This is a genomic window from Flavobacterium lacus (assembly GCF_003268815.1).
GTDB lineage: Bacteria > Bacteroidota > Bacteroidia > Flavobacteriales > Flavobacteriaceae > Flavobacterium > Flavobacterium lacus.
Window position 1 is genome coordinate 213,860 of the sequence record NZ_QLSV01000002.1, and the last position, 25,761, is coordinate 239,620.

Below are 25,761 nucleotides of genomic sequence, written 5' to 3' on the forward strand. Positions count from 1 at the left end.
ATTATGGACTTAATTTTAGAGCATCGAATACCGGAAAGTAAAGATTGGGCAACTTTTTTGTTTGTCTTGAGTTTTCTATTGATTGCAGTGACCAAAACTATTTTTGAGGTTCGTTTTAATGAATTTTTGAAATTATTTGTAACCGATAAATACATCAAAATCTATAAAGATCCTTCTCAAATGTTGAGCTGGTTTACGATCAGTTTGTTTTTTGTGCAACTGATTTCATTTGCCTTTTTTATACTGATTTTATTGAATTATTTCGGATTGGCTTCAAAAACAGATTGGGTAAAATATATTCAAATTATAACGCTACTTGGTGTTTTTGTCCTTTCTAAATACCTTGTTGAAAAAATTATTGCAACTTCCTTTAAAATTGAAGAATTCATGGAACAATTTAATCTTCAAAAAGTAAGTTACCGAACGTTTATAGGTTTATTAATTCTTCCAATAAACATCGTTTTGTTCTACAATGATGTTTCTTCCAGTTTAATTATTTATGGAATATTATTGATTATACTGATAACAAATGCATTAACTTACCTTATTTCATTAAAATCTTATCAAAGTTTATTAATAAGTAATATATTTTATTTTATTTTGTATCTTTGTGCCCTTGAAATAGCCCCCTACTATTTTATGTATTATTGGTTTACAAGACGTTAGTTTTACAACAAATTTCGATATGAAAGTGAAAACAATTTTGGTGTCACAACCAGAACCAAAAGTAGAAAATTCTCCCTACTTTGAGCTTATTCAAAAGCATAAAGTAAAAATCGATTTCAGACCCTTTATTCATGTCGAAGGTGTTCCGGTAAAAGATATTAGAAGTCAAAAAATTGACTTAAATAATTTTACTGCCATCATCTTAACCAGTAGAAACTCTGTGGATCATTTTTTTAGGGTTGCCGAAGAAATGCGTTATAAAGTGCCGGAAGACTTGAAATACTTTTGCCAGTCGGAAGCGGTTGCTTTTTATTTACAGAAATATGTCGTTTATAGAAAACGTAAAATATACGTAGGCCAAAAAGACTTTGTTGAGTTGTCTCCCTTGATTAAAAAATATAAAGAAGAAAAATTTTTATTGCCTTCTTCCGACCAGTTAAATTTTGATATTCCTCAAACATTAGACGGATTAAAAGTAAATTGGACACAAGGAATTTTTTACAAAACAGTGATGAGTGACTTGACTGATTTAGCCGATGTTTATTATGATGTTTTGGCCTTTTTTAGTCCCACCGGAATAAAATCATTATTTAAAAATTTTCCTGATTTTCAACAAAACGAAACAAGAATTGCCGTTTTTGGAAGTACCACTCAAAAAGAAGCAGTAGATCATGGTTTGAGAGTTGATATTATGGCTCCATCACCGGAAGCTCCATCGATGACCATGGCATTAGAAAAATATATTGCAAAGACGAATAAGGATAAATAATCCTTAAATCATTACCATATTAAAAAGAGTCCTACAAAAATTGCGGGACTCTTCTCGTTTGGTTAGTTAGTGTCTATTTACAACTGAGGTCCTGACTTCACTAAGTTCAGACCTTCTTCATTGTCGGTATATTGTACGAAATTTTTAATGAATAATCCAGCTAAATTGGCTGCTTTTGATGTCCAATCGTTCGGATCAGTATAGGTATCTCTCGGATCTAAAATCGCTGGATTTACATCATGCAAAGCCGTTGGTACTTCAAAATTAAAAATCGGAATTACTTTTGTTTCCGCTTTTTCGATTGAACCATCTAAAATGGCATCGATTATTGCTCTTGTATCTTTTATTGAAATTCGTTTTCCGGTTCCGTTCCAACCGGTGTTGACCATGTAGGCTGTCGCCTTGTGTTGTTCCATTTTCTTTACTAATTCTTCACCGTATTTGGTTGGATGCAGCGATAAAAATGCTTTACCAAAACAAGCTGAAAAAGTAGGTTGTGGTTCGGTTACACCTCTTTCTGTACCAGCTAACTTAGCTGTAAATCCGGAAAGGAAATAATATTTGGTCTGTTCCGGTGTTAATTTAGAAACCGGAGGCATCACCCCAAAAGCATCTGCTGTTAAGAAGATAACTTTGGTTGCATGACCCGCTTTTGAAACCGGTTTAACAATATTTTGAATGTGATTGATCGGATAAGAAACTCGCGTGTTTTGCGTGACAGAGCCATCCTTAAAATCGATTTTTCCGTTTTCATCCAACGTTACGTTTTCTAACAAGGCATCTTTTTTGATGGCTCCAAAGATATCCGGTTCGTTTTCTTTACTTAAATCGATGGTTTTAGCATAACATCCTCCTTCAAAGTTAAAAACACCTTCGTCGTCCCAACCGTGTTCATCGTCACCAATTAATTCGCGTTTTGGATCAGTTGATAGCGTAGTTTTTCCTGTTCCTGATAATCCGAAAAAAACAGCGACATCACCATCTTTTCCTTTGTTAGCAGAACAATGCATCGAAGCAATTCCTTGTAAGGGTAAATAATAATTCATCATGGAAAACAACCCTTTTTTCATTTCCCCACCATACCAAGTTCCGCCAATGATTTGAACTTTTTCGGTTAAATTGAAAGCAACATAAACTTCTGAGTTTAAGCTGTGTTCTTCATAATTTTTGAAAGAAGTTTTAGAACCATTCATCACAATGAAATCCGGCTCACCAAAATTTTCCAATTCTTGTTCCGTTGGACGGATGAACATATTTTTTACAAAATGTGCTTGCCAAGCCACTTCCATAATGAATCTAACTTTTAAACGAGTGTTTTCGTTTGCACCACAAAATGCATCGACCACAAACAATCTTTTTCCTGAAAGTTGATTTACGGTGGTTTCTTTTAAAGCATCCCAAGTCACTTTAGAAATGGGTTTATTGTCATTCGGAGCTTTGGTCGAATTCCACCAAATGGTATCTCTGGTCACCTCATCCTCTACAATATATTTATCTTTTGGCGATCTTCCTGTAAATTCTCCCGTCATTACATTTACCGCTCCTAATTCTGATAATTGTCCTTTTTCAAATCCTTCAAGCTTAGAACTTAATTCTTCATTGTATAAAAATTCAAACGAAGGATTATAAACAATTTCTTGTGTGTTTTTGATTCCATACTTTTCTAACGAAATCGATTTCGTAAATTGAGCGTATGTTTCCATAAATTTACCTTTTAGTTGTGTTTAAATATTTGGCAAAAGTAAAAATTAAATCATTACAATTGAAAATTTGTTGAAAATTTATCCTTTTTGTTTAAGAATATTCAAAAAAAGAGTAGCCCAAGCCCCTATTAATAACAATCCTCCAACAGGTGTAACGGGCCCAAGAAACCTAAAATCGATGGAAGTTAAGTCATTTGTTGCCAATAAATAAATAGACCCTGAAAAAATTAAAACCCCAGTAAGTACTAAATAAAAAATCATTTTTTTACTCTTTTCAGCCAAACTAGTTGTTGTTCCCAAAAACAATAAAAATAACGCATGATACATTTGATAGCGAACCCCGGTTTCAAAAGAAATTAATTGATTTTCATTTAAGAGAGCTTTTAAGGCATGAGCTCCAAACGCTCCAAAAACAATAGCCATTACACCCAGAGCTATGGCAAAAAGAATTATTTTTCTGTTCATTTCGATAAAATTGCAATCAAAATTACGGAATTATTTTTCAACCTCAAACGGAATTAACACAGTAAAATTTGTTAGAAATATAACATATAATTACATTTGTGTGATTTTTACACAAAATACATCATGCGAAATATATTAATTATTGGTGCCGGACGTTCTGCCTCTTCCTTGATAAAATACCTTTTAAGCAAATCGGAAACTGAGAATTTAAAACTCACTATCGCTGATTTGTCTATGGAAATGGCGGAAAAAAAAACCAATAATCACCCCAATGCAACTCCAATTCAGTTAGACATTGCCAATGTTGATCATCGCCAGCGAGAAATTCAAAAAGCAGCCATTGTCATTTCAATGCTTCCCGCTCATTTGCATATTGAAATTGCCGAAGATTGCCTCGCTTTTAACAAACACATGGTGACGGCTTCGTATATCAGTCCGAAAATGCAGGAATTAGATTCTCAAGCCAAAGAAAAGGGCTTGGTGTTTATGAATGAAATTGGTCTAGATCCGGGAATTGACCACATGAGTGCCATGAAAATCATTGATGAAATTAGAGCAAAGGGCGGAAAAATGATTCAGTTTGAGTCGTTTTGTGGCGGATTAGTAGCTCCAGAGAGCGACACGAATTTGTGGAATTATAAATTTTCGTGGAATCCTAGAAATGTGGTTTTGGCCGGACAAGGTGGCGTTTCAAAATTTATTCAGGAAGGAAAATACAAGTACATCCCCTACAACAAATTATTTCGCAGAACCGAATTTTTAGAAGTAGAAGGATATGGCCGTTTTGAAGGTTATGCTAACCGGGATTCGTTAAAATACAGAAGTGTTTATGGTTTGGATGATATTCTGACTATGTATCGCGGAACTTTACGAAGAGTGGGGTATTCAAAAGCGTGGGACATGTTGGTTCAATTAGGAATGACCGATGACAGTTATCCGATGGAAAATTCTGAAAACATGAGTTACCGTGATTTTACCAATTCGTTTTTGGCCTATCATCCAACGGATTCGGTTGAATTAAAGTTACGCCATTATCTAAAAATTGACCAAGATGATGTGATTTGGGATAAATTTGAAGAATTAGATTTGTTTAACGGAAATAAAAAAGCCGGCCTTAAAAATGCTACACCAGCTCAGTATTTGGAATTTATTTTAGCCGAAAAATGGGCTCTTCAGCCAGATGACAAAGACATGATTGTGATGTATCACAAATTTGGCTATGAAATTGATGGAAAGAAAAAACAAGTAGACAGCACGATGGTTTGTCTAGGCGATGATCAGACGTATACTGCCATGGCAAAAACAGTTGGACTGCCCGTTGCAATGGCCACGTTGCAAATTCTAAATGGAAACATTACCACTCCTGGAGTACAATTACCAATAAAAAAAGAAGTCTATCTTCCTATTTTGGAAGAATTAGAATCGTTTGGTGTAATTTTTAAAGACAAAGAAGTTCCTTATATGGGTTATAACCCTAACAATGTAGGAAGCTAATTATTTAGATGATTTATTGTGCTTGTTAATTTCATCTTGTAGTTGACGCCCCAACTTTTGTTCTTTTTCGAGTGCTTTTCGCTTGTAATCTTCGTGATTTGCTTCTAACTTTTCTAATGCATTTTTAGCATCGCTGGCCGTTGATTTTGCACCTTTTAATTGAAATAAGAAAATTACTAATATTAAAAGTAATGCCGACACAATTCCCCACATAATTAAATTATAGTTGTTTTTACTAATTGGAGCTCCAAAGAACGAAACATTATCCTGCGCAATTTTAAGTTTATCCAGTTCTGCCTGGGTTGTTTGTAAAGTATCCTTCAATTGTTTTACAGTGGCAGAATGTGATGCGAATTCTGCTTTTAAATCGGCTAATTCATTTTTAAATCGATTAACAGAATCTAAACTATTTCGCTTTAAAATCGTTAGAAAATCTCTTTTTACGACTTTGTATTCTTGGAAATTATTTGACTTTTGAACCACATAATCAAATTGTTTATCCAATGTTCCATTCATAGACGCTTGCCCGCCATTTTGAATAGAATCTTGCGCAAATGAAAATGTGATAACAAGCAAAAACAGCAGTGAATAAATATGTTTTTTCATGAGATTAAGTTTGGCTTAGTTGATTAACAAATTTAAATTTTTTAGTTTAACAATCCTAATAGAATTTATAAACTTACATTTTGTAAAAAAGAATTTTATATGATATTGAAACTTAAAAATTAGTTTTTTAGTATTTTTGAAAGTAATTTTATATTTTTAATTAAAATTTATAACCATGAAAATCAATTCGCTTGCAATAGAAATTGACGGTATCGACAAAGAAATCCTCCGTGATTTGATGGAAGATGCCCGAAAACCCATTTTACAGATTGCCAACAAAATCGGAATTTCCGGAGCGGCCATTCACCAGCGGTTGCGAAAACTAGAAGAAGCCGGTGTGATTTCCGGTTCTAAATTTGTCATAAACAATAAAGTATTGGGGTATAAAACAATGGCTTTTGTTGGAATTTATTTGGATAAAGCATCGAGTAATTCGGATGCTGTGCGGGAATTAAAAAAAATTCCGGAAGTCTTGGAATGTCACTACACCACCGGAAATTGGAGTATTTTGGTTAAGATAATTTGCAGAGATAATGAACATTTGATGCAATTGCTCAATAAAAAAATTCAGCCCATTGATGGTGTTTCACGAACGGAAACGTTTATCTCGTTGGAACAGCAGATTGAGCGGCAGATACAGTTGTAGAGGTTGCGGGTTGGAAGGTTACGAGTTGCGGGTTTTTGCCGCGAAGTAAGGAAGGCAAGAAGTTTTTGTTTGCTTAAAATGATTGGAAATAATAAACATTTAAAAAATAATATTGAGATTGCTTCGCCAGTTCGCTATTGCCCGTATCCTGTGGAATGATAAGATTGTGTTGAAAACTGCGACTGTTTAACGCAACTGAAAAGTTGGATCGAGATTCCTGCGGAATGACAAGGATGGGTGAAAACTGCGACTGAAAAATGCCAACTGAATACCATTCCTCTCCAGCCCCGATTGCAGTGGAAATCTTTTTGTTTCGAGCTTTGCTCGTGAACAAAAAATTGGAACGGAAAGCGGGAATATGGTTTCCTGAAAAAGCCCAAGCCATTCGCTTCCAAAAAAAAATCCGCTACGAGGGTAACGGATTTTATTGTTTTTATTTTTTGTATTAGTCTCTTGAACCAAATACTTGGAGAGCCCAATATAATAAGGAAGCTAATGCCCCAATTGCGGCAACCAAATAGGTTCTGGCGGCCCATTTTAAGGCGTCTTGTGCTCCTTCGTATTCTTGTTGACCTACCATGTTTGCTTTTTTTAACCAAGCTAAAGCTCTATTACTGGCATCGTATTCTACCGGCAAAGTAATGAAACTAAAGGTGGTGGCTAAGGCCATCATCACTAACCCGGCTACTGCAACATAAAATCCGATTGCACTACCGGAAGCGGCTCCTAATATCAAACCGCCAATCACTAACCACTGTGACATTCCGGAAGAAACATTAACTACCGGTACTAATTTGGAACGCATTGTTAACCATTCATAGGCCGTGGCATGTTGCACAGCGTGTCCCACTTCATGTGCGGCAACGGCTGCTGCTGCAGCATTTCGCTGATTGTAAACGGCTTCACTTAAGTTTACAGTTTTGTCTGTTGGATTGTAGTGGTCTGTTAATCTTCCCGGGGTTGAAATTACTTTTACGTCATAAATGCCATGGTCTTCGAGCATGCGTTGTGCAATTTCGGCTCCGCTCATTCCGTTTCGCAATTGTACTTTTGAATAAAATTCAAATTTCTTCTTTAGCTTATTACTTACTAACCAACTTACTAAAGCGATTGCTCCGATTAAAATATAATATCCTATCATTTTTTATTTTTTTAAAGTATAAAATTACAAATTATATATCAAAATGTGAGCCAAATTTATATGAATTCTTTGTCCTGAAATTTTGTCAGCGGTTAAAGGTAAATTACTCCCTACTCTTACATAAAAGTTATACCAGTTTTTCTAGCGTTCGGAACAATTGTCGAATGGTTTGTGTTGCAATTCCATTCACCATTAACAATAAGGAAATATCTTTTTCTTGAATTAATTTTTTCTCAATAGTCTCGGCTATTTTTTCGACTACCATTTTATAATCTTGTTTGATTTGATTATTGTACACCTCCAAGGTTTGTTTTTCTACTGATGATTCAGCGATTTTATGCAATACAACTAAATTTGAATTGGTAGTATCGCAAATTAATTTCATTAACTGGCTCACCGTTGGGTTTTCTGACGACTCAATTTCGTCAATTTCAGGGCCAATCGAAATAACTGTTTTGGCAACTTGAGAAAGTGTTATCACCATATGATTATAGTGTGTAAGCTCTCTCCGCTCTAATTCCTCCAAATCATTTACAGGAATTTTAGAAGCAAAAACAATGATTGATTTATTAACAGAAAGAATGTTATTAAATAAATCGATAGGTGTTTTATCTTTTTTTGTATTGAAGAGTAAATCTGAAAAAAACCATCGTTCATCCTTTGTTTTTGATTGATTTAAATGGTAAACAAGACCGATTAAATCTAACGTTACTTTAAAAACATGCATGGTTTCATTTCGCACCGCAACAAGAGCGGCTTCCGGTAAATCAGGCGTTGCATTTGAAATAAACTGTGTTGTTTCGTTTCTCTTTTCAGGATAAACGCTTTGCAATAATTTTACTAAAATTCCAATAAATGGCAGAAACAAAAGCACGCCCAATAAATTAAAAATCGTGTGAAACAAGGTAACACCTAAAACGGCATTGTTGTCTTCGCTTAGCAAGTAAAGTATTAATTTGGTTAGTAATGGTAACGATAAAAAAGCCACAACTCCCGTAAAAATATTGAAAATCAAATGACTTAATGCGACTTGTTTTTTAATAGCGATTCCGCCTAAAGCTCCCAACATGACCGTGGTGGTTGTTCCAATATTTGCTCCAATGACCATGGCTGCTCCTTCAGAAAATGTAATTAATCCGGTATGTAAAGCTGTCAGTATAATTGCGATTGTCGCTGAACTGGATTGCATTACTGAAGTCATCACAATCGCAATTAAAACATAGAAAAGCATGCCGTAATGGGGTATTGATGCCAAATCAAAAGAACTTGTAAAACCTTCTACACTGAGTTTCATGTATTCTAAACCCATAAATAAAAAACCGAGTCCCACCAGCAATCTGCTAATTCCATTGTAACGCGGTGACTTGCTTAAAAAAATTAATCCCAATCCTCCCAGACCAATGAGCGGTAAAAACAGTCCTTCAATATTTATTTTGAAACCGATTGTTGCCACGAGCCAACTTGTTGCCGTGGTTCCCAGGTTTGTTCCCATCACCACGCCAATAGCATTTTGCATGGAAATCATACCGGCACCAACAAAAGTTAAAGTCATTAATGTTACGGCGGAGCTGCTTTGCAACACCGCTGTAGAGAATAATCCTGTGAAAATCGATCGAATTCTGCCTGTTGTAGATTTTCGAATGAAAATCTTAAATGCTTTACCGGATAATTGTTTGATGGCTTCTTCCAACAAAAACATACCATACATAAAAATACCCAGTCCGGCTAAAAACTTCCATATGTCAAAATCAGACCAATGCATGAATCTCAATTTAATAACCACAAGTTACGAAAAAACGAAACATAAAAAACCCTGCAACGACAAATAATTCAGGTTTAAAAAACTTGTTTTGAACTCAGCGTCTTTTAAAAAGAGGACAATACCCCCATCAATCATGCGGAATTATTCGTAAAAATAAATTTTTTGATTGTACAATAGGAACTTCGATTTAAATCAGCGGTTAACTTTTAGCTAATTTTCTAAAAAACCAACAAGAGAAATTCCAACTCCAACATAATAGCTTTCAAAATCACTTGTTGCCGCAAATTTTGGCGTTCCCATGGCTTTTCGGTACTTTGCTTCGGCGGTTAGGTAAACATCAGGAAAGCGACGGTTGTCATACACTCTCACAGAAGCTTCAATACCCGGTTGCAGAATATAGAAATAATTGGTTTGGATGCGTTTGGCCGATTCGGTTACGCCGTATTCATCCCAAAATTCTTCTACAATGTCGCGATCAACTAGGGTAGCCATGGCTAAACCGTTGCTCAATTGCAGACCAATTCTGAATTTTTCTTTTTTGAGTAAATCAAATTGGTTGAGCCAACTTATTTCGCTGTATTGAACAGCGGGACTTAGCACATCGTATCGAAAATCGGTATTTGTTTTTCTGGAAGCATAGCTTATGTTGATACCGCTTGCCCAATTTTCTCGAATATAATATCGAATATCCATTGAAAAACCAACGAAATTGGTATTCAGAATTGGCGTGTAGAACCCTGAAAAGTCAAAGACAATTTCGTTGGGAAACAGTTGCTCTTCTACCATTTCTTCTTCTTGAGCAAACAAAGTGGTACTGAAAAACAATACAAAGAGGAGTATTCGTGATTTCATAAGCAGTAAGTATTTGAATTAATTTTATGAAATCAAAAAATCTGCCAAAAAAATGGCTTTTGGTTTTGTTTAACTTTTGCTGATAAAAAAACCACGAATTCACCAATAAATCTGTGCATTCGCAGCTTTTTTTTTATAAAATTATCCAACCAAATTGATAATTTTCCCCGGTACAATAATCACTTTATTTGGCGTTCTGCCTTGCAATTGTGCTTGTGTACGTTCGTCTGCCATTACAATTTCTTCAATTTGAGCAGCAGATAAATCCAGGGATAATTTGATGGTAAATCGCATTTTCCCATTGAACGAAACCGGATATTCTTTTTCGGATTCTACTAAATATTTTTCTTCAAAAACAGGAAATGCTGCGGTTGAAACCGAACCTTCGTGCCCCAATTGACTCCATAATTCTTCGGCAATGTGTGGAGCATACGGCGAAACTAAAATGGCTAACGGTTCTAAAATTTTTCGGTGGTTGCATTTTAACTGAGCCAATTCGTTCACACAAATCATAAACTGTGAAACCGAAGTATTGAACGAGAAATGCTCGATGTCTTCCGTCACTTTTTTGATGGTTTTATGGAGCGATTTGTACATTTCTGCCGTTGGTTCATCGTTGTTGACAATCAAACCGTTATCATCAAAATACAAACGCCATAATTTTTTAAGGAAACCTGAAACTCCGGTAATTCCGGCAGTATTCCAAGGTTTTGCTTGTTCTAACGGACCGAGAAACATTTCGTATAATCGTAAGGTATCGGCTCCGTATTGGTTGCAAATGTCATCAGGGTTGACAGCATTATACCAACTTTTTGACATTTTCCCTATCTCTGTATTTGCAAACATTTCATTAATAGAAATATCCACAGAATATTTAAAAGTTGAATCAGTAATAATAGATCCTACGTCAATTTTATTTGTTTGCAAATCCACGCCTTTAATAGGGATTCTTTTAAACTCATAATTGTAATTTATATGTCCTAAACTTAACTCAAAATATTCATCATTCAATACTTCTAGTAGTTCAAGTTCACCATCATTATTTATAAATGAATAATCTGATTTAAATCTTTTTAATATTTCAGTTAAAATGAATGAACGATTATCATTTATCTTTTCTTCAATTTTTGAAATTATGGTATTGCTAAAAATAATATGTAGGTTTGAATCATTATTAATATTGTTACTATCCTCTAAAAATTCAAAAAATAATTTGGCAAAGACTTCATACCCAAAAACATTGAAATACTTTTTAGAAATATGTGGATTATCTTTTATGTTGATATTTATTGTTACATCAATAAATGGATAATAACCGATGTTACCCAAAATCATCCCCTGATTAATCAACTTTTTAAACGGTTCTTCGGGTGTGATGAAACCACGGTCTTTTAGAAATTTATTCCAAAAACGAGAATACAATAAATGTCCGGTGGCGTGTTCGCTTCCGCCAATGTATAAATCTACATTTTCCCAGTAGTTTAAGGCCTCTTGGCTGGCAAATTCGTTTGCGTTGTGAGCATCCATATAACGCATCCAATACCACGAAGAACCTGCCCAACCCGGCATCGTGTTCAATTCTAATGGGAAAATTGTTTTGTTATCAATCAACTGATTACTAACCACTGCACACTGAACACTGTCCCAAGCCCAATGCGTAGCATTTCCTAAAGGCGGTTGACCGTCTTCGGTTGGTAAATATTTCTCTACTTCAGGCAAAATAATAGGAAGATGTTTAGCATCAATCATTTGCGGCAAACCATTGACGTAGTAAACGGGAAACGGTTCGCCCCAATAACGTTGACGAGAGAAAACCGCGTCACGCAAACGGTAATTGGTTTTTCCTTTTCCTTGACCGATTTGTTCAAGGGCTTCGATTGCTTTTTTGGTGGCTTCTTTGTAACCTAGACCATTTAAAAAATCGGAATTAACTAGTTCAAAACCAGTTTTTTCCGCAAAAGCCGCTTCAGAAATATCTTGGTTAAAAATGTTTTTAATTTCGGGCATTCCTTCTTTTCCGTTGAAGAAATTGGCAAATGCATAATCGCGTTCATCGCCACACGGAACAGCCATTACAGCTCCGGTTCCATAACCTGCCAAAACATAATCGCCAATCCAAATCGGAAGGAGTTCTTTGGTAAACGGATGTTCGGCATACGCTCCGGTGAAAACACCGGAAATGGTTTTTACATCAGCCATTCGCTCTCTTTCGGAACGTTTGGCGGTTGCTTCCACATACGCTTCTACTGCAGCTTTTTGTTCAGGGGTTGTGATTTGTGACACTAAGTCGTGCTCGGGAGCAAGGGTCATGAAAGTAACTCCGAAGATGGTGTCGGGTCTTGTTGTAAAGACTTCAATAAACCTCACCCCCGACCCCTCTCCAAAGGAGAGGAGGGACTGGGCGTTGAAGGGTTTTGCGTTTTCTAGTTCGTTTGAAATGGTTTGTATAACACTTTTCAGATTATTTTTTAATTCCTCATTTGTAAATCGGATAACTTTAAAACCAAGTTGTTCTAATTCGTAGGTTCTTCCTTCATCGTATTCCTTCTGAGTTTCATGAATTTCTCCATCCACCTCAACAAGTAAGCTTTTTTCTAGACAAACAAAATCAACAATGAAATTACCTATATAATGTTGTCTTCTAAATTTTGAACCTAATTTTTGATTTCTGATTTCTTGCCATAATAAATCTTCTGACTCAGTAGGATTCTTTCTGTTTTCTCTTGCATTGCCAACTAAATTTTTAGCTATGGTTGGATTTGCTGTCTTATATCCAAAATCATTGAAAGCTTGCACAGGCTCGCTCCCCTCTCCTCCGGAGAGGGGTTGGGGGTGAGGTTTTAGAGCAAATTTTACCATCGCCCCAACACTCTTCCCAATCCAATTCCGTTGACTTTCCTTAATACTTTCGCTCCAATCGATGGTTTCTAAACCTTGCAATAAACGTTCAGCATACGCAGAAATCCGCATGCTCCATTGGGTCATTTTTTTACGAATAACGGGGTGACCTCCACGTTCGGAAACGCCATTGACAATTTCGTCATTAGCTAATACAGTTCCCAATGCGGGACACCAATTTACTTCGGTTTCAGCAAGATACGTTAAACGATATTGTAAAAGAATTTCTTGCTTTTTTTCTGAAGAAAAGGAATTCCACTCTTCCGCTGAAAAAAGTTCTACTCCATCGTCACAAACTAAATCAACGTTGGCATTCCCTTCGGCTTCAAAAAGTTTAATTAGTTCAGAAATTGGTAATGCTTTTTGCGCTGCTTTACAGTAAAATGATTCAAATAATTGAATAAAAATCCATTGCGTCCATTTGTAATAATCCGGATTGGAGGTGCGGACTTCTCTGCTCCAATCGAATGAAAAACCGATTTTATCTAATTGCTCACGGTAACGAGCGATATTTTCTTTGGTTGTTTTTTCCGGATGTTGACCGGTTTGAATAGCGTATTGCTCCGCCGGAAGTCCGAATGAATCATAGCCTTGCGGATGCAACACATTAAATCCTTTGTGTCTTTTATAACGAGCCACGATGTCTGAAGCAATATACCCCAGCGGATGACCTACGTGCAAGCCTGCTCCGGATGGGTACGGAAACATATCCAATACGTAATATTTTGGTTTTTCGGAGTTGTTTTCTGCGGCAAAAGTTTGGTTTTTAGCCCAATATTCTTGCCATTTGGCTTCGATTTGTTCGTGGAAGTATTTCATATTGTAAGGTGCTGAGGAACTAAGGTTCTGAGTTGCTAAGGTTTTTTAAAAGGGCAAATTTACGTTTATTGTACTAAACTCAAAACTTTCAACGTTATAAACTGTGGTTTAACCAATTTCTTTTTTAATTTTACAGCTTAAACTAATTTCTATGGCATCATCTTACGAAAAGTATCAAAAAAGACGACTTATTTCTTCCTATTTTTCTGTGGTATTAAGTGTGTTTTTAGTGCTTTTTTTGTTGGGTATTTTAGGATTGTTTGTTATCAATTCCAAAAAATTGTCCGACGATTTCAAAGAAGAAATTCCTATGTCCGTCTATTTTAAAGATGCGGCAAATGATAGTGTACTTAAAAACTTTGGCATAAAACTAAAAGAATCCACTTTTGTAAAAACGGATACATTTGTTTCTAAAGAAACGGCCGCTTCCAAACACAAAGATATTATTGGTGAAGATTTTATGCAGTTTTTAGGGTTTAATCCGCTTCAAAACTCCTATGATATTCATTTAAAAGCCGACTATGTTCAAGCCGACAGCATCAAAAAAATTGAGCAAGAATTTAAACAAAATAAGATGATTTCTGATATTGTTTATGATAAGCATTTGGTTGACTTAGTGAATGACAATGTAAAAAAAATAACATTTTGGATTTTAGTAATTACCGGCTTCTTAGCTTTTATTGCTGTTCTGTTAATTAACAGTTCCATGCGATTATCCATTTACTCCAACCGATTTATCATCAAAACAATGCAAATGGTAGGTGCAACAAAATCATTCATCAGAAAACCATTTATTATTCGAAGCATCAAATTAGGCATAATTGGAGCAATGCTAGCTATAATTGCCATTGTTGGGGTTTTATTTTACATCGATACTAATTTTCCTAAGCTTGGAATATTAGAAGATCAAATAATGATAGGTATAGTTCTACTAGGGGTTTTAGTTTTAGGAATTTTAATTTCTTGGTTTAGCACTTTCTTTGCCACACAAAAATTCTTAAACCTTAGAACAGACGATTTATATTAATTATAACGAAAAAAATGAGTAATAAAAACGAGCAAAAACAAGAGTTTCTTTTTGAAAAAGTAAATTATAAAATTCTTCTAATCGGAATAGGAATTATTATCTTAGGTTTTATTTTTATGAGTGGTGGTGGCAGTAATAACCCTGAGGTTTTTAGCGAGGCTATTTTTGACTTTAGAAGGATTCGTTTGGCTCCAACAGTCGTATTAGCCGGATTTGGCGTGGTGATTTATGCTATTATGAAAAATCCAAAAAAGTAATCCATCCCAATTAATTATTTATCTAATCCAAAATGGGTATTTTAGAAGCTATTATTTTAGGCGTTATTCAAGGTTTAACAGAATTTCTACCCGTATCTTCCAGCGGTCACTTGGAACTAACCAAAGCCATTTTGGGTGAAGACAAGATGCCGGAAGAAGGATTGCTTTTTACCGTTATTGTCCACTTTGCCACAGCTTTAAGCACGGTTGTGGTTTTTAGAAAAGATATTCTGGAAATTATGAATGGTTTATTTCAATTTAAATGGAATGAGTCTTCGCAGTTTTCGTTAAAGATTATTCTTTCTATGATTCCTGCTGTAATTATTGGATTATTGTTTGAAAAAGAATTAGAACAACTTTTTGACGGCAATGTCGTTTTTGTTGGTTTCATGTTAATCGTAACGGCATTATTACTTTTTTTTGCAGATAAAGCCCAAAACACTTTAAAGCCTGTTAGTTTTAAAAACGCTTTGTTCATCGGAATTGCTCAAGCGATTGCTATGCTTCCCGGAATTTCGCGTTCCGGAGCAACCATTTCAACTTCTGTTTTATTAGGCGTTGATAAAAGCAAAGCGGCTCGTTTCTCTTTTTTGATGGTGGTTCCGCTGATTTTTGGAAAAATTGCCAAAGACCTTATGAGTGGCGATTTAGTTTATAATGAATCCAGTTTTGGTTATTTATCCGCTGGATTTTTGGCCGCTTTTATTGCAGGTTTATTTGCTTGCAGTTGGATGGTTAAATTGGTTAGAAACAGCAAACTAAAATATTTTTCAATTTATTGTTTAGTTGTGGGTTTACTAGCAATTATCATCGGTTTAACGCTTTAACGAATGACAGCGGAAGAAGTTTTAGAAGGACAAGTTATTTTAGTTGATAAACCATTAACGTGGTCCTCTTTTCAAGCGGTTAATAAGTTGAAATATGCTTTGAAACGCGAATTAGATCTTCCTAAAAAATTTAAAATTGGTCACGCCGGAACATTAGATCCTTTAGCTACCGGATTACTGATTATTTGCACAGGAAAATTCACCAAACGAATCACAGAAATTCAAGGTCAACCCAAAGAATATACCGGAACATTCAAATTGGGAGCCACTACTCCATCGTATGATTTGGAAACTGAAGTTGATGAAAATTTTTCAATAAATCATATTAACGAAAAATTAATTCATCAAATTTTACCGCAATTTTTAGGTGAAATTGATCAAAAACCACCTGTTTTTTCAGCCATTAAAAAAGACGGGGTTCGAATGTATGAACACGCACGTGCCGGTGTAGAAATGGAAATGGAAAGCAGAAAAACCACCATTCACGAATTTGAAATCACCCGAATTGATTTACCCGAAATTGATTTTAGAGTAGTTTGCAGCAAAGGAACATACATTCGTTCATTAGCAAATGATTTTGGAAAAGCTCTTGAATCCGGTGCTCATTTGACGGTTTTACGTCGTACAAAAATTGGTGAATACTCGGTTGAAAATGCAGTTTCTCCGGATGATTTTGAATCAAATTTATTGAAAAAATAAAAGGCATTTATTTTTTTCTTATCTTTACTATTCAATTCATAGCCATGAAAACATCAAAAGATAAATCTAAAAACTTAGCAACTCCAGGCAAACCCATGTCGCAGGATGAATTTGTTTCGCTTATTAAAGAAGCGGAAGAAGGTGAATTTATGACTTTAGAGGAATCTAAACGAAAATTTAACGAATGGAGATTACAAAGAAAAAAGTAATTACTTCCACTCCGTTTGACAACATAGATTTATTCGATATTTACGAATATGGAGAAGCTACGTTTGGACAGAAATTAGCTCAAAGTTTTATTGATGAAATTTATCGATTACTTGACAACCTCGAAACCCAATACTTACTTCATCCCGAATGTCGTCATCTAGAAACCAAAACCAAGATGTACAGAAATATCATTTTAGGTTCTTACCTTATTATTTATCGTATTCGAGCCAATAAAATTGAAGTGTTAAGAGCTTTTCACGGAAGTCGTTCGCCAAAAATCATCAAACAAGTTAGAAAAATCAAAACATGATTCGCAATTTATTCTCCTCTATTTTTCTTCTTGTTTCTTTTATCATTTTTGGACAATCTTCCAAATTAAAAACCGGCGATTTACTTTTTCAAAAGATGAATTGTGGCGATTTATGCGAAGCCATTCACGCTGTAACCAAAGGATATGACGGCAATGATTTTAGTCATTTGGGTTTGGTTTTAATTGAAAATGATACTGTCTTTATCATCGAAGCTGCCGGAAATGCCGTTCGAAAAGTGACGTTGGAACAATTTTCAAAAAACACAAAAACAACTATGTTTATTGGAAGAGTAAAATCGAAATACAAAAAACTAATTCCGCAAGTTATTTCGTTTTCCAAACAGCAAATCGGAATTCCGTATGACGATGATTATTTATATGATAACGGAAAATATTATTGTTCTGAATTAATTTATGATGCTTTTTTAAATGGTTACGGCGAACCTTTTTTCGAATTACAGCCGATGACCTTCAAGCAACCGGAGACCAATGCATTTTTCCCCGCTTGGGTTGACTACTATCAAAACTTAAAAATAGAAATCCCGGAAGGAAAATTGGGTTGTAATCCTGGTGGAATTTCTACTTCCAAAAAAATAAAAATTGTTGGAAAATTAAACTAGTTGCTTTTCATATTTCTCTACCAAAGCCAAAATTTCATTTTGTGTACTAATCCCTTTATCGTGCAAATACCATTTTTGCAATTCGGTTTTAGCAGTTTCATCTACTACGCCATGTTGAGCTTTATAGTTTACAATTAAATTTTTTGCTCCTTCCGGTCTTGGACCCCAATCGCTTAAAACGGTTAAGGTTTCCGCATCTAAAATCAATAATTTTGGGATGGCTTTTCCGCCATTTGTCAAAAACTGATTCATCAAGGGTTCGTTTTCGTCACGTAGCACAATTCGCAAATCGATTTTTTCAGAAAGTTCAGCCATTTTGTTGATGATGGGTAACAACTGAGCGGCATCGCCACACCAACCTTCGGAAATAACAATCCAAGTATAACTGCTTTTGAGATTAATTAAACTGGCTGTTGCATCCTCTGTGATTTGAATGGTTTTTTCTAATCGATTCATACGAACTTCATTCAGTTCACTATATTTTGTTAAAGCTTCCGATTGCTCACTGCCAGTAGATTTACCTTCTTTCAATAAATCTGTAACTTGCTTACGGTATTCCAAATAAGTCAAACTTTTTGCTAAACTGTTTTTAATAATCTCTTGCATGAATTTTAATTTTATGGTACAAAAATAGAATTTATTTTGCTTTAACTGGGTAACCTTTGTCACAGTTCCGAATAAAAATGTAATTTTGATTTATTATGAACATCAAATCAAAAAATATTGGTTTAGTGCTATCAGGTGGCGGTTCAAAAGGATTGGCTCATGCCGGGGTGCTTCAGTTCTTGGAAGAACAAAACATTAAGCCTTCACAAATTGCAGGAAGCAGTGCCGGTTCTATTGTAGCGGCCTTATACAGTTTTGGAAAAACACCCAAAGAAATTTTATCTTTTTTTCAGTCGATTTATTTTTTTCATTGGAAGCATTTTACGTTCAGTAAAGCGGGAATTATAGATAGCTTATCTTTTAAGGAATATTTTACGGATGTTTTTGGCGAAGCAACTTTAGGCGAATTAAAAATTCCAATTCACGTAACGGCAACTGATATGGTAAAAGGAAAGATCAAAATTTTTGACAAAGACACTTCTGTTGTTGATGCAATTTTGGCTTCCAGTGCATTTCCGGGAATTATTGCACCTTATGTAATTGACGATAATTGGTATAGCGATGGTGGGATTTTGAACCACTTTCCCACTGATATTTTACAAGGGAGATGCGATAGTATTATTGGGGTTTATGTAAGTCCGATTCAAAAAATTGAAGCAAAAGATTTAAACTCCATCAAAGCTGTTACCTCGCGAGCTTTTGATTTATTAACAGCCAACACAACTATGCAAAAATTCACTTTATGCGATTGGGTAATTGAACCGGAAGAGTTAACAAAGTACGGAACATTTGAAACCAATAAAGTAAAAATGGAAATTATTTATAACCTCGGTTACGAAGCCGCAAAAAAATCATTTTCCGACTTTCATTCACATATCGAAAATCGGTAAACTACTCTGATTTTTATAGTGATAAAATCAATATTTCTTTATATTTGCACCACAAAAAACATCTCATGAAATACAAAAGAATACTTCTAAAACTAAGTGGAGAAGCTTTAATGGGCGACCGTCAGTATGGAATTGACCCAAAAAGACTAGCAGAATATGCTCAAGAAATTAAACAAATTCACAATCAAGGAGTACAAATTGCCATCGTTATTGGTGGTGGGAATATTTTTAGAGGTGTAGCCGGAGCCAGCAACGGAATGGATAGAGTACAAGGCGATTACATGGGAATGCTTGCCACAGTGATCAACGGAATGGCGTTGCAAGGAGCCTTGGAGGAAGCAGGAATGTTAACGCGTTTGCAAACCGCTTTAAAAATTGAAGCGATTGCAGAACCTTACATTAAAAGAAGAGCTGTTCGCCATTTGGAAAAAGGTAGAATTGTTATTTTTGGAGCAGGAACAGGAAATCCTTATTTCACAACCGATACTGCTGCTGTTTTGAGAGGTGTTGAAGTGGGTGCAGATGTAATTTTAAAAGGCACACGCGTCGATGGTGTATATAATGCCGATCCGGAAAAACACAAAGATGCCGTGAAATTTGATTATATCTCGTTTGAAGACGTGTTAAGCAAAGGTTTAAACGTGATGGATACCACCGCATTTACACTAAGCCAAGAAAATAAATTACCAATTATTGTGTTTGACATGAATAAACCAGGTAATTTGCTTAAAGTTTGCAATGGCGAAACCATCGGAACTACAGTTACTATATAATTTGGCTTTATTTTTGAATAATTGAATACGATTAAAAATAGACTATCATGACAGAAGAAATAGATTTTATCATTGATACCGCAAAAGAACACATGGATGGTTCGATTGCTCATTTGGAAAAGGAATTTTTAAACATTAGAGCCGGAAAAGCTACACCTCAAATGTTGGGCGGTGTTTTTGTTGATTATTATGGTTCGCAGACGCCGCTTTCGCAAGTGGCTAATATTAACGTTCCCGATGCAAGAACCATCACGGTTACGCCGTGGGAAAAAGGAATGTTGCATCCGATTGAGAAAGCAATTATGATTGCCAATTTAGGTTTTAATCCGATGAATAATGGTGATAACATTATCATTTCTGTACCACCATTAACAGAAGAACGCAGAAGAGATTTGGTTAAACAAGCCAAATCAGAAGCGGAAGATGCCAAAATCGGAATCAGAAATGCAAGAAAAGATGCCAATACCGACATCAAAAAAGAAGAAAAAAATGGAACTTCGGAAGATATTTGTAAATCGGCCGAAGAAAGCATCCAAAAATTAACCGATGCTTACATCAAAAAAATCGATGATGTTTTGGCTGTTAAAGAAGCTGAAATCATGAAAGTATAAATTGAAATCCACTTGAAAGAGTGGATTTTTTGTTATAATAAAGTACATTTGTGATTCGCATTTTTATAACACATGAAACACTTCGTTTTTCTATTCCTTTTTTGCTCGATTTGTGTTCAGGCACAATTTAGAGTAACCGGAATTATTAAAGACGAAACTACCAAAACACCGCTCCCTTTTGCCACAATTCAATCGTCATCCGGCAGGACAACCATTGCCGATGTAACCGGAAAATTTGAATTCATCAGTTCATCAGCAGGCGAAAAAATGGTTATTTCTTACCTCAATTATAGTAGCAAAGAGTTTGTTATAGAAAAAACCGGCTACTTTTCAGTGTTTTTAGAATCTGAACCAAAATTATCTGAAACAGAATTAAGTCAAAAACAAGAGCAATCAAAAGCATTTCTCAACGCTGTTTATGCATCCATAGATCAAAACAACCCCAAAAAAGCACTTTCAACGTTTCAATACAGAGGCTATAACAAAATCGTTGTTACGGCTCATCCCGATTCAATAAAAGGGAAAATTGACACAATCAAAAAATCGAATAAAATTAAAATTGATTCAACCGATTTTAAGTTTAAAAAACTAATTACAAAACAACATTTATTTGTTACCGAAAAGGTTTCTTTATTTCAATATAGCGATGCTAAATTCAAAGAAACGGTATTAGGATCACAAATGTCGGGCTTCAAAAATCCAATTTATGAAGTCATTGGCTTTAACCTTCAATCCTATTCTGTTTATGAACCTCGTTATGAATTATTGGAAACAAAGTATGTCAATCCGATTTCAAAACAAGGTCTTCGCGATTATGATTTTGAATTGTTGGACACAATTTCACTTTCTAACCGGCAAACAGTTTTGGTCTATTTTAAAAACAAAAAAAGAATCAACAAAAAAGGAATGGAAGGATTACTTTTTATTGATCAAGAAAATTTTGCTGTAGCCAAAGCCATTATGCGTGTGCGAGGAATCATCGATTTAACCGCTATTCATGAATATGAATTTCTTTTGAATGAAAAAATTTGGTTTCCTAACACGTACGAGCTAAAAATAGTCAAAGGAAAAAATGATGATTCGATAAAAATTTTAGGAGGAACCATCGAATTTGAAGGAGAATATGATGAATTGGGAACAAAACGCGAAAAAGTTGCTTCTGATTATTCCTATCTGCAATCCAAAACTTTTTTTTATGATCGTGAAATAAATATCCCTCTAATGATAGTCAGAAATTCTGTTGCTATCGAAATTGATGAAGATGTTGCCAAAAAAGACACCACATTTTGGGTAAAAAACAGAAAAGACCGTTTTTCTAAAAGAGACCGTAACACATTTGCAGTAAAGGATAGTTTGGCTTTTTTTAAGGGAATAAATGCCAAACTTTTTTTTGGCAGAAAAATCATAAACGGCTATGTTCCAGTTGGTTTTTTTGATTTTGATTTACGCTACTTAGTAAGTTACAATAACTATGAAGGATTCCGTTTTGGTCTTGGAGGAGTAACCAACGAACGATTTTCTAAAAATTTTAAACTAGACGGCTATATTGCCTATGGTCTTAAGGATGAAAAAAACAAATACCATTTGGGTGGCTCAACACGTGTAGGGAATTTTTCAAACACCTGGGCTGGTATTTCCTATACTGACGATGTGCTGGAAATTGGTAGTACCAAATTTAATATAGACAAACGGGTTTTTAAAATCTATGATCCCCGTCCAATCAACTTAAGCACATTTTACCATCATCAAACATGGAAAAGTTATGTAGAAACTAATTTTTTACCCAAAACCGAAAGTATTTGGCAGCTGAATCATTCCAAAATTGAACCTTTGTTTAATTATACCTTTTTCGATGGTGAAAATTTATACAATCGGTACACCATGACCACCGCTTCTGTTTCCATTCAATGGAATCCGTTTAGCGATTACATGCACACACCAAATGGAAAAATTGAAATAGAAAAAAGATTTCCAAAATTTACGTTTCAGTTCACCCAGTCGTTACCTGATTTTTTGGATAATGATTTTCAGTTTGGAAAAATTGATGCCCGAGCAGAATATGAAAAACAATTTATTAATGGCCAAAAATCGGCCGTTTTAATTCAAGCTGGTTTTGCTTTTGGTGATGTTCCACTAACGCATTTATACAATAATTCACCTAACAACTTAGACCGCGATGCATTATTACAACGAATCACCGTAGCGGGAAAAAACAGTTTTGAAACCATGCGTTTTAATGAATTTTTTTCAAGTCAATATGTAATGCTTCATTTTAAACACGGATTTAAAAGAGTAGAACTATTTAAAAAAATAAAACCCTCTTTGGTTTTAGTTAGTCGAATGGCCTGGGGCAACATGGATAAGCCCGAGCAGCATTTGGGGCTCAATTATAAAACCATAAACGAAGGTTACTTTGAATCCGGAATAGAACTAAACCAAATTTTCAGCGGATTTGGATTGGCTGGATTTTATCGCTATGGGCCAAATCAATTGAGTCGTTTTGAAGATAATATTGCTATCAAACTAACTTTCGTGCTCGATTTAGGTTTGTAAAAGCGATTCTTTTTATCGATTATTTCAAAGATTAAATTACAGTTAAAACCATCTATTTAGCATTGATTTCACTACCTTTGCATCCGTTAAAATTATCGTATGGCTAAATGGTTTAGCGTAGGTTTTTGGGAATCTATCGCACGAATAATCCTCAGAAACAGAATCACAATTCTTTCCATCGTTTTTCTATTGACAGTGTTTTTAGCATTGCAATGGAAACACATGCGTTTTACGTATACGGAAGCAAATCTTCTACCCGATCATCATGAAGTAAACGAACAATACAATCAATTTTTAGACAAGTTTGGAGAAGAGGGAAACCTAATTATCATCGGTGTTCAAGACTCAACTTTTTTTACTCCAAAGCAATTTACCGCTTGGAAAAATTTGATGACAAACTTAAAAAAGTCAAAAGAAGTTGATTTGATAATTTCGGTTGATGATTTAAAAAAATTAAACAAAAACGAATCATTAGAAACGTTTGAATTGGTCGATTTTATTGATTCGACGAAAATTAATAATGCCAAGTATCTTCTTGAAAAACGCGAGGAACTTTTTGAACGCTTGCCGTTTTATGAGCACTTGTTATTCAGCAAAAAAACAGGAACACTGAGAGCAGCCATTTATTTAGACAAAGAAATTGTTAACACCAGCGTCCGAAGAGATTTTGTGGTTGAAAATCTAATCCCGAAAATTGAAGCGTTTGAAAAAGAAACCAACATTGATTTAAAAGTTTCCGGAATGCCTTATATCCGGACGCTTAATTCACAAAACATTGTCGATGAAATTGGCATTTTTATTGGAGCAGCACTTTTGGTCACATCCCTAATATTTTTTTTCTTTTTCCGAAGTTTCAGAGCGACATTCATTTCCATGTGCGTCGTAATTATTGGTGTAATGTGGGCTTTTGGAACGCTAGGTTTGTTGGGTTTTGAAATCACCGTTTTAACCGCCATAATTCCGCCATTAATCATCGTAATCGGAATTCCTAACTGTATTTTTCTAATCAACAAATACCAACAGGAAGTAAAAAAACACGGAAATCAGGCCAAATCATTGCAACGCGTTATTTCTAAAGTTGGAAATGCTACTTTGATGACTAACTTAACTACCGCTGCAGGTTTTGCTACATTTATTGTAACCGATAGTGAATTGCTAACAGAATTTGGAATTATTGCCTCCATCAATATTGTTTTATTGTTTATTCTTTGTTTGCTGGTTATACCAATTATTTACAGTTTTATGCCTTTACCAAAGGATAAACATTTGGAGCATCTCAACAAAACATACACCAAAACTTTTGTAAATTGGACTGAAAAAACTGTAAAAAACAGAAGTATTTCAATATACATTACTGCGATAGTTCTTCTGGTTTTGAGCATTGTTGGAATTTACCAAATGAAAATTTCAGGTAGTTTGATTGAAGACATGCCTAAAAAAACCGGATTTTTTAAAGACATTCTTTTCTTTGAAGAAGAATTTGATGGTGTAATGCCATTAGAAATAATGATTGACACCAAACGAAAAAAAGGTGTGATGAAACTTTCGACTTTGCGAAAAATGGAAGAAGTGCAAGAAATAATCAGTGAAATTCCGGAACTTTCTCAACCTATGTCGATTGTAAATGTAGTAAAATATTCTAAACAAGCTTATTACAACGGCAATCCCGATTACTATGAATTGCCAACTGCTCAAGAGCAAGGTTTCATTTTGAGTTATGCCAAAAATGCAACTCAAAACAGTAAAGAAAATTTCATGAAAAGTTATGTTGATTCTACAGGTCAGTATGCCAGAATAACCACTTTTATGAAAGATATTGGCACCGAAAAAATGGAAAAAATTGAAGAAAAACTTTGGGACAAAATCAATAAAGTTTTTCCACCCGATCGATATACAGTTACCTTGACAGGAAAAGCATTAGTGTTTCAAAAAGGAACAAATTATTTGGTAACCAACTTGGTTCTTTCGCTATTATTCGCCATTGTTCTGATTTCCCTTTTCATGGCTTATTTGTTTCGCTCATTCAAAATGGTGCTAATTTCCTTAATTCCAAACTTACTACCGTTAATAATTACAGCCGGTTTGATGGGTTATTTGGGTGTTCCAATAAAACCTTCAACCATTTTAGTTTTTAGCATTGCGTTCGGAATTTCGGTTGATGACACGATACACTTCTTAGCCAAATACCGTCAGGAATTACAAGCAAATAACTGGAAAATCAGAAAATCGGTGTTCAATGCTCTGCGAGAAACCGGTGTGAGTATGTTTTACACTTCCATTGTTTTATTTTTCGGATTTTCGGTATTCATGATTTCCAGCTTTGGCGGTACAGTTGCTTTAGGCGGATTAGTCTCGGCTACTTTGCTTTTTGCCATGTTATCCAATTTATTATTATTGCCGGCATTATTACTATCTTTAGAAAAAACAATTGCCAATCAAGAAGAATTTCTTCAACCCACTATTGACATTTTGGTGGAAGAAGACGAAAAAGAAACTGAATCTAATTCCTAGTCAAAAAAATTATAATCTAGTATATTTGCATAGTAAACTTAAAACA

24 protein-coding genes are annotated in these 25,761 nt (G+C 34.9%); 16 read left to right on the forward strand and 8 right to left on the reverse strand.

The window, feature by feature from the left end:
- Positions 1-3: 3 nt before the first annotated feature.
- On the forward strand, positions 4-666 hold the full coding sequence (locus tag B0I10_RS02595) for a DUF4271 domain-containing protein (RefSeq protein WP_112084933.1): 663 nt from the start codon (positions 4-6) through the stop codon (positions 664-666).
- 19 nt (positions 667-685) lie between these two features.
- Entirely contained in the window at positions 686-1,435 is a 750-nt protein-coding gene (locus B0I10_RS02600) for a uroporphyrinogen-III synthase (RefSeq protein ID WP_112084934.1), read from the forward strand.
- A gap of 77 nt (positions 1,436-1,512) precedes the next feature.
- Here B0I10_RS02600 and pckA read toward each other — a convergent pair whose 3' ends face one another.
- Both pckA and B0I10_RS02610 read right to left on the reverse strand, forming a co-directional pair.
- Positions 1,513-3,138 carry a phosphoenolpyruvate carboxykinase (ATP) gene (gene pckA / locus B0I10_RS02605; RefSeq protein ID WP_112084935.1) on the reverse strand — a complete coding sequence of 542 codons (1,626 nt, stop codon included), beginning with the start codon at positions 3,136-3,138 and terminating at the stop codon, positions 1,513-1,515.
- Between the two features lie 78 nt (positions 3,139-3,216).
- Positions 3,217-3,603 carry a DUF423 domain-containing protein gene (locus B0I10_RS02610; RefSeq protein WP_112084936.1) on the reverse strand — a complete coding sequence of 129 codons (387 nt, stop codon included), beginning with the start codon at positions 3,601-3,603 and terminating at the stop codon, positions 3,217-3,219.
- Positions 3,604-3,726: 123 nt separating this feature from the next.
- Between B0I10_RS02610 and B0I10_RS02615 the strand changes: the two genes are divergently transcribed.
- A complete protein-coding gene (locus B0I10_RS02615; protein ID WP_112084937.1) occupies positions 3,727-5,097 on the forward strand; it encodes a saccharopine dehydrogenase family protein in 1,371 nt (456 codons plus the stop codon).
- On the opposite strand, the gene B0I10_RS02620 is transcribed toward B0I10_RS02615, so the two are convergent.
- Positions 5,098-5,703, reverse strand: coding sequence for a tRNA (guanine-N1)-methyltransferase (locus B0I10_RS02620; RefSeq protein ID WP_112084938.1), 606 nt, complete (start codon positions 5,701-5,703; stop codon positions 5,098-5,100).
- Positions 5,704-5,878: 175 nt separating this feature from the next.
- On the opposite strand from B0I10_RS02620, the gene B0I10_RS02625 reads away from it, so the two are divergent.
- Positions 5,879-6,349 carry an Lrp/AsnC family transcriptional regulator gene (locus B0I10_RS02625; RefSeq protein WP_112084939.1) on the forward strand — a complete coding sequence of 157 codons (471 nt, stop codon included), beginning with the start codon at positions 5,879-5,881 and terminating at the stop codon, positions 6,347-6,349.
- 445 nt (positions 6,350-6,794) lie between these two features.
- On the opposite strand, the gene B0I10_RS02635 is transcribed toward B0I10_RS02625, so the two are convergent.
- From B0I10_RS02635 to B0I10_RS02650, 4 genes are all read right to left on the reverse strand, one after another.
- Positions 6,795-7,490, reverse strand: coding sequence for a zinc metallopeptidase (locus B0I10_RS02635; protein WP_112084941.1), 696 nt, complete (start codon positions 7,488-7,490; stop codon positions 6,795-6,797).
- 127 nt (positions 7,491-7,617) lie between these two features.
- Positions 7,618-9,252 carry a Na/Pi cotransporter family protein gene (locus B0I10_RS02640; RefSeq protein WP_112084942.1) on the reverse strand — a complete coding sequence of 545 codons (1,635 nt, stop codon included), beginning with the start codon at positions 9,250-9,252 and terminating at the stop codon, positions 7,618-7,620.
- A gap of 210 nt (positions 9,253-9,462) precedes the next feature.
- Positions 9,463-10,104, reverse strand: a complete 642-nt coding sequence (locus B0I10_RS02645) for a hypothetical protein (RefSeq protein ID WP_146740297.1) — start codon at positions 10,102-10,104, stop codon at positions 9,463-9,465.
- Between the two features lie 141 nt (positions 10,105-10,245).
- On the reverse strand, positions 10,246-13,821 hold the full coding sequence (locus tag B0I10_RS02650; RefSeq protein WP_112084944.1) for a leucine--tRNA ligase: 3,576 nt from the start codon (positions 13,819-13,821) through the stop codon (positions 10,246-10,248).
- A gap of 151 nt (positions 13,822-13,972) precedes the next feature.
- Between B0I10_RS02650 and B0I10_RS02655 the strand changes: the two genes are divergently transcribed.
- Genes B0I10_RS02655 through B0I10_RS02680 form a run of 7 tightly spaced genes read left to right on the forward strand, consistent with a single transcriptional unit; the run spans position 13,973 to position 17,771 of the window.
- On the forward strand, positions 13,973-14,848 hold the full coding sequence (locus B0I10_RS02655; RefSeq protein ID WP_112084945.1) for a cell division protein FtsX: 876 nt from the start codon (positions 13,973-13,975) through the stop codon (positions 14,846-14,848).
- 14 nt (positions 14,849-14,862) lie between these two features.
- The gene (locus tag B0I10_RS02660) at positions 14,863-15,105 is read left to right on the forward strand and encodes a DUF3098 domain-containing protein (protein ID WP_112084946.1); all 243 of its coding nucleotides are present in this window, start codon (positions 14,863-14,865) and stop codon (positions 15,103-15,105) included.
- Positions 15,106-15,137: 32 nt separating this feature from the next.
- A complete protein-coding gene (gene uppP / locus B0I10_RS02665; RefSeq protein WP_112084947.1) occupies positions 15,138-15,932 on the forward strand; it encodes an undecaprenyl-diphosphatase UppP in 795 nt (264 codons plus the stop codon).
- A gap of 3 nt (positions 15,933-15,935) precedes the next feature.
- Positions 15,936-16,631 carry a tRNA pseudouridine(55) synthase TruB gene (gene truB, locus B0I10_RS02670; RefSeq protein WP_112084948.1) on the forward strand — a complete coding sequence of 232 codons (696 nt, stop codon included), beginning with the start codon at positions 15,936-15,938 and terminating at the stop codon, positions 16,629-16,631.
- A 44-nt stretch (positions 16,632-16,675) separates the two neighbouring features.
- Positions 16,676-16,840 carry a hypothetical protein gene (locus tag B0I10_RS15595; protein WP_181456875.1) on the forward strand — a complete coding sequence of 55 codons (165 nt, stop codon included), beginning with the start codon at positions 16,676-16,678 and terminating at the stop codon, positions 16,838-16,840.
- On the forward strand, positions 16,816-17,151 hold the full coding sequence (locus tag B0I10_RS02675; protein WP_112084949.1) for a type II toxin-antitoxin system RelE/ParE family toxin: 336 nt from the start codon (positions 16,816-16,818) through the stop codon (positions 17,149-17,151). Before B0I10_RS15595 ends, B0I10_RS02675 begins: the two co-directional genes overlap by 25 nt.
- Complete coding sequence (locus tag B0I10_RS02680; protein ID WP_112084950.1) at positions 17,148-17,771, forward strand: YiiX/YebB-like N1pC/P60 family cysteine hydrolase; 624 nt, start codon at positions 17,148-17,150, stop codon at positions 17,769-17,771. The genes B0I10_RS02675 and B0I10_RS02680 overlap by 4 nt, the downstream gene beginning before the upstream one ends.
- Here the strand turns inward: B0I10_RS02680 and B0I10_RS02685 are convergent.
- Entirely contained in the window at positions 17,763-18,377 is a 615-nt protein-coding gene (locus B0I10_RS02685; RefSeq protein ID WP_112084951.1) for a thioredoxin family protein, read from the reverse strand. The two genes, B0I10_RS02680 and B0I10_RS02685, sit on opposite strands and share 9 nt — an antisense overlap.
- 95 nt (positions 18,378-18,472) lie before the next feature.
- On the opposite strand from B0I10_RS02685, the gene B0I10_RS02690 reads away from it, so the two are divergent.
- The 5 genes from B0I10_RS02690 (at position 18,473) to B0I10_RS02710 (ending at position 25,715) form a co-directional block, all read left to right on the forward strand.
- Positions 18,473-19,267 (forward strand): patatin-like phospholipase family protein, encoded by a 795-nt coding sequence (locus B0I10_RS02690; RefSeq protein WP_112084952.1) that lies wholly within the window; start codon positions 18,473-18,475, stop codon positions 19,265-19,267.
- 65 nt (positions 19,268-19,332) lie between these two features.
- The gene (gene pyrH, locus B0I10_RS02695) at positions 19,333-20,040 is read left to right on the forward strand and encodes a UMP kinase (RefSeq protein WP_112084953.1); all 708 of its coding nucleotides are present in this window, start codon (positions 19,333-19,335) and stop codon (positions 20,038-20,040) included.
- 47 nt (positions 20,041-20,087) lie between these two features.
- Entirely contained in the window at positions 20,088-20,651 is a 564-nt protein-coding gene (gene frr / locus B0I10_RS02700) for a ribosome recycling factor (protein ID WP_112084954.1), read from the forward strand.
- A gap of 72 nt (positions 20,652-20,723) precedes the next feature.
- On the forward strand, positions 20,724-23,204 hold the full coding sequence (locus B0I10_RS02705) for a DUF5686 family protein (RefSeq protein WP_112084955.1): 2,481 nt from the start codon (positions 20,724-20,726) through the stop codon (positions 23,202-23,204).
- A 99-nt stretch (positions 23,205-23,303) separates the two neighbouring features.
- On the forward strand, positions 23,304-25,715 hold the full coding sequence (locus B0I10_RS02710) for an efflux RND transporter permease subunit (RefSeq protein WP_112084956.1): 2,412 nt from the start codon (positions 23,304-23,306) through the stop codon (positions 25,713-25,715).
- Positions 25,716-25,761: the final 46 nt, after the last annotated feature.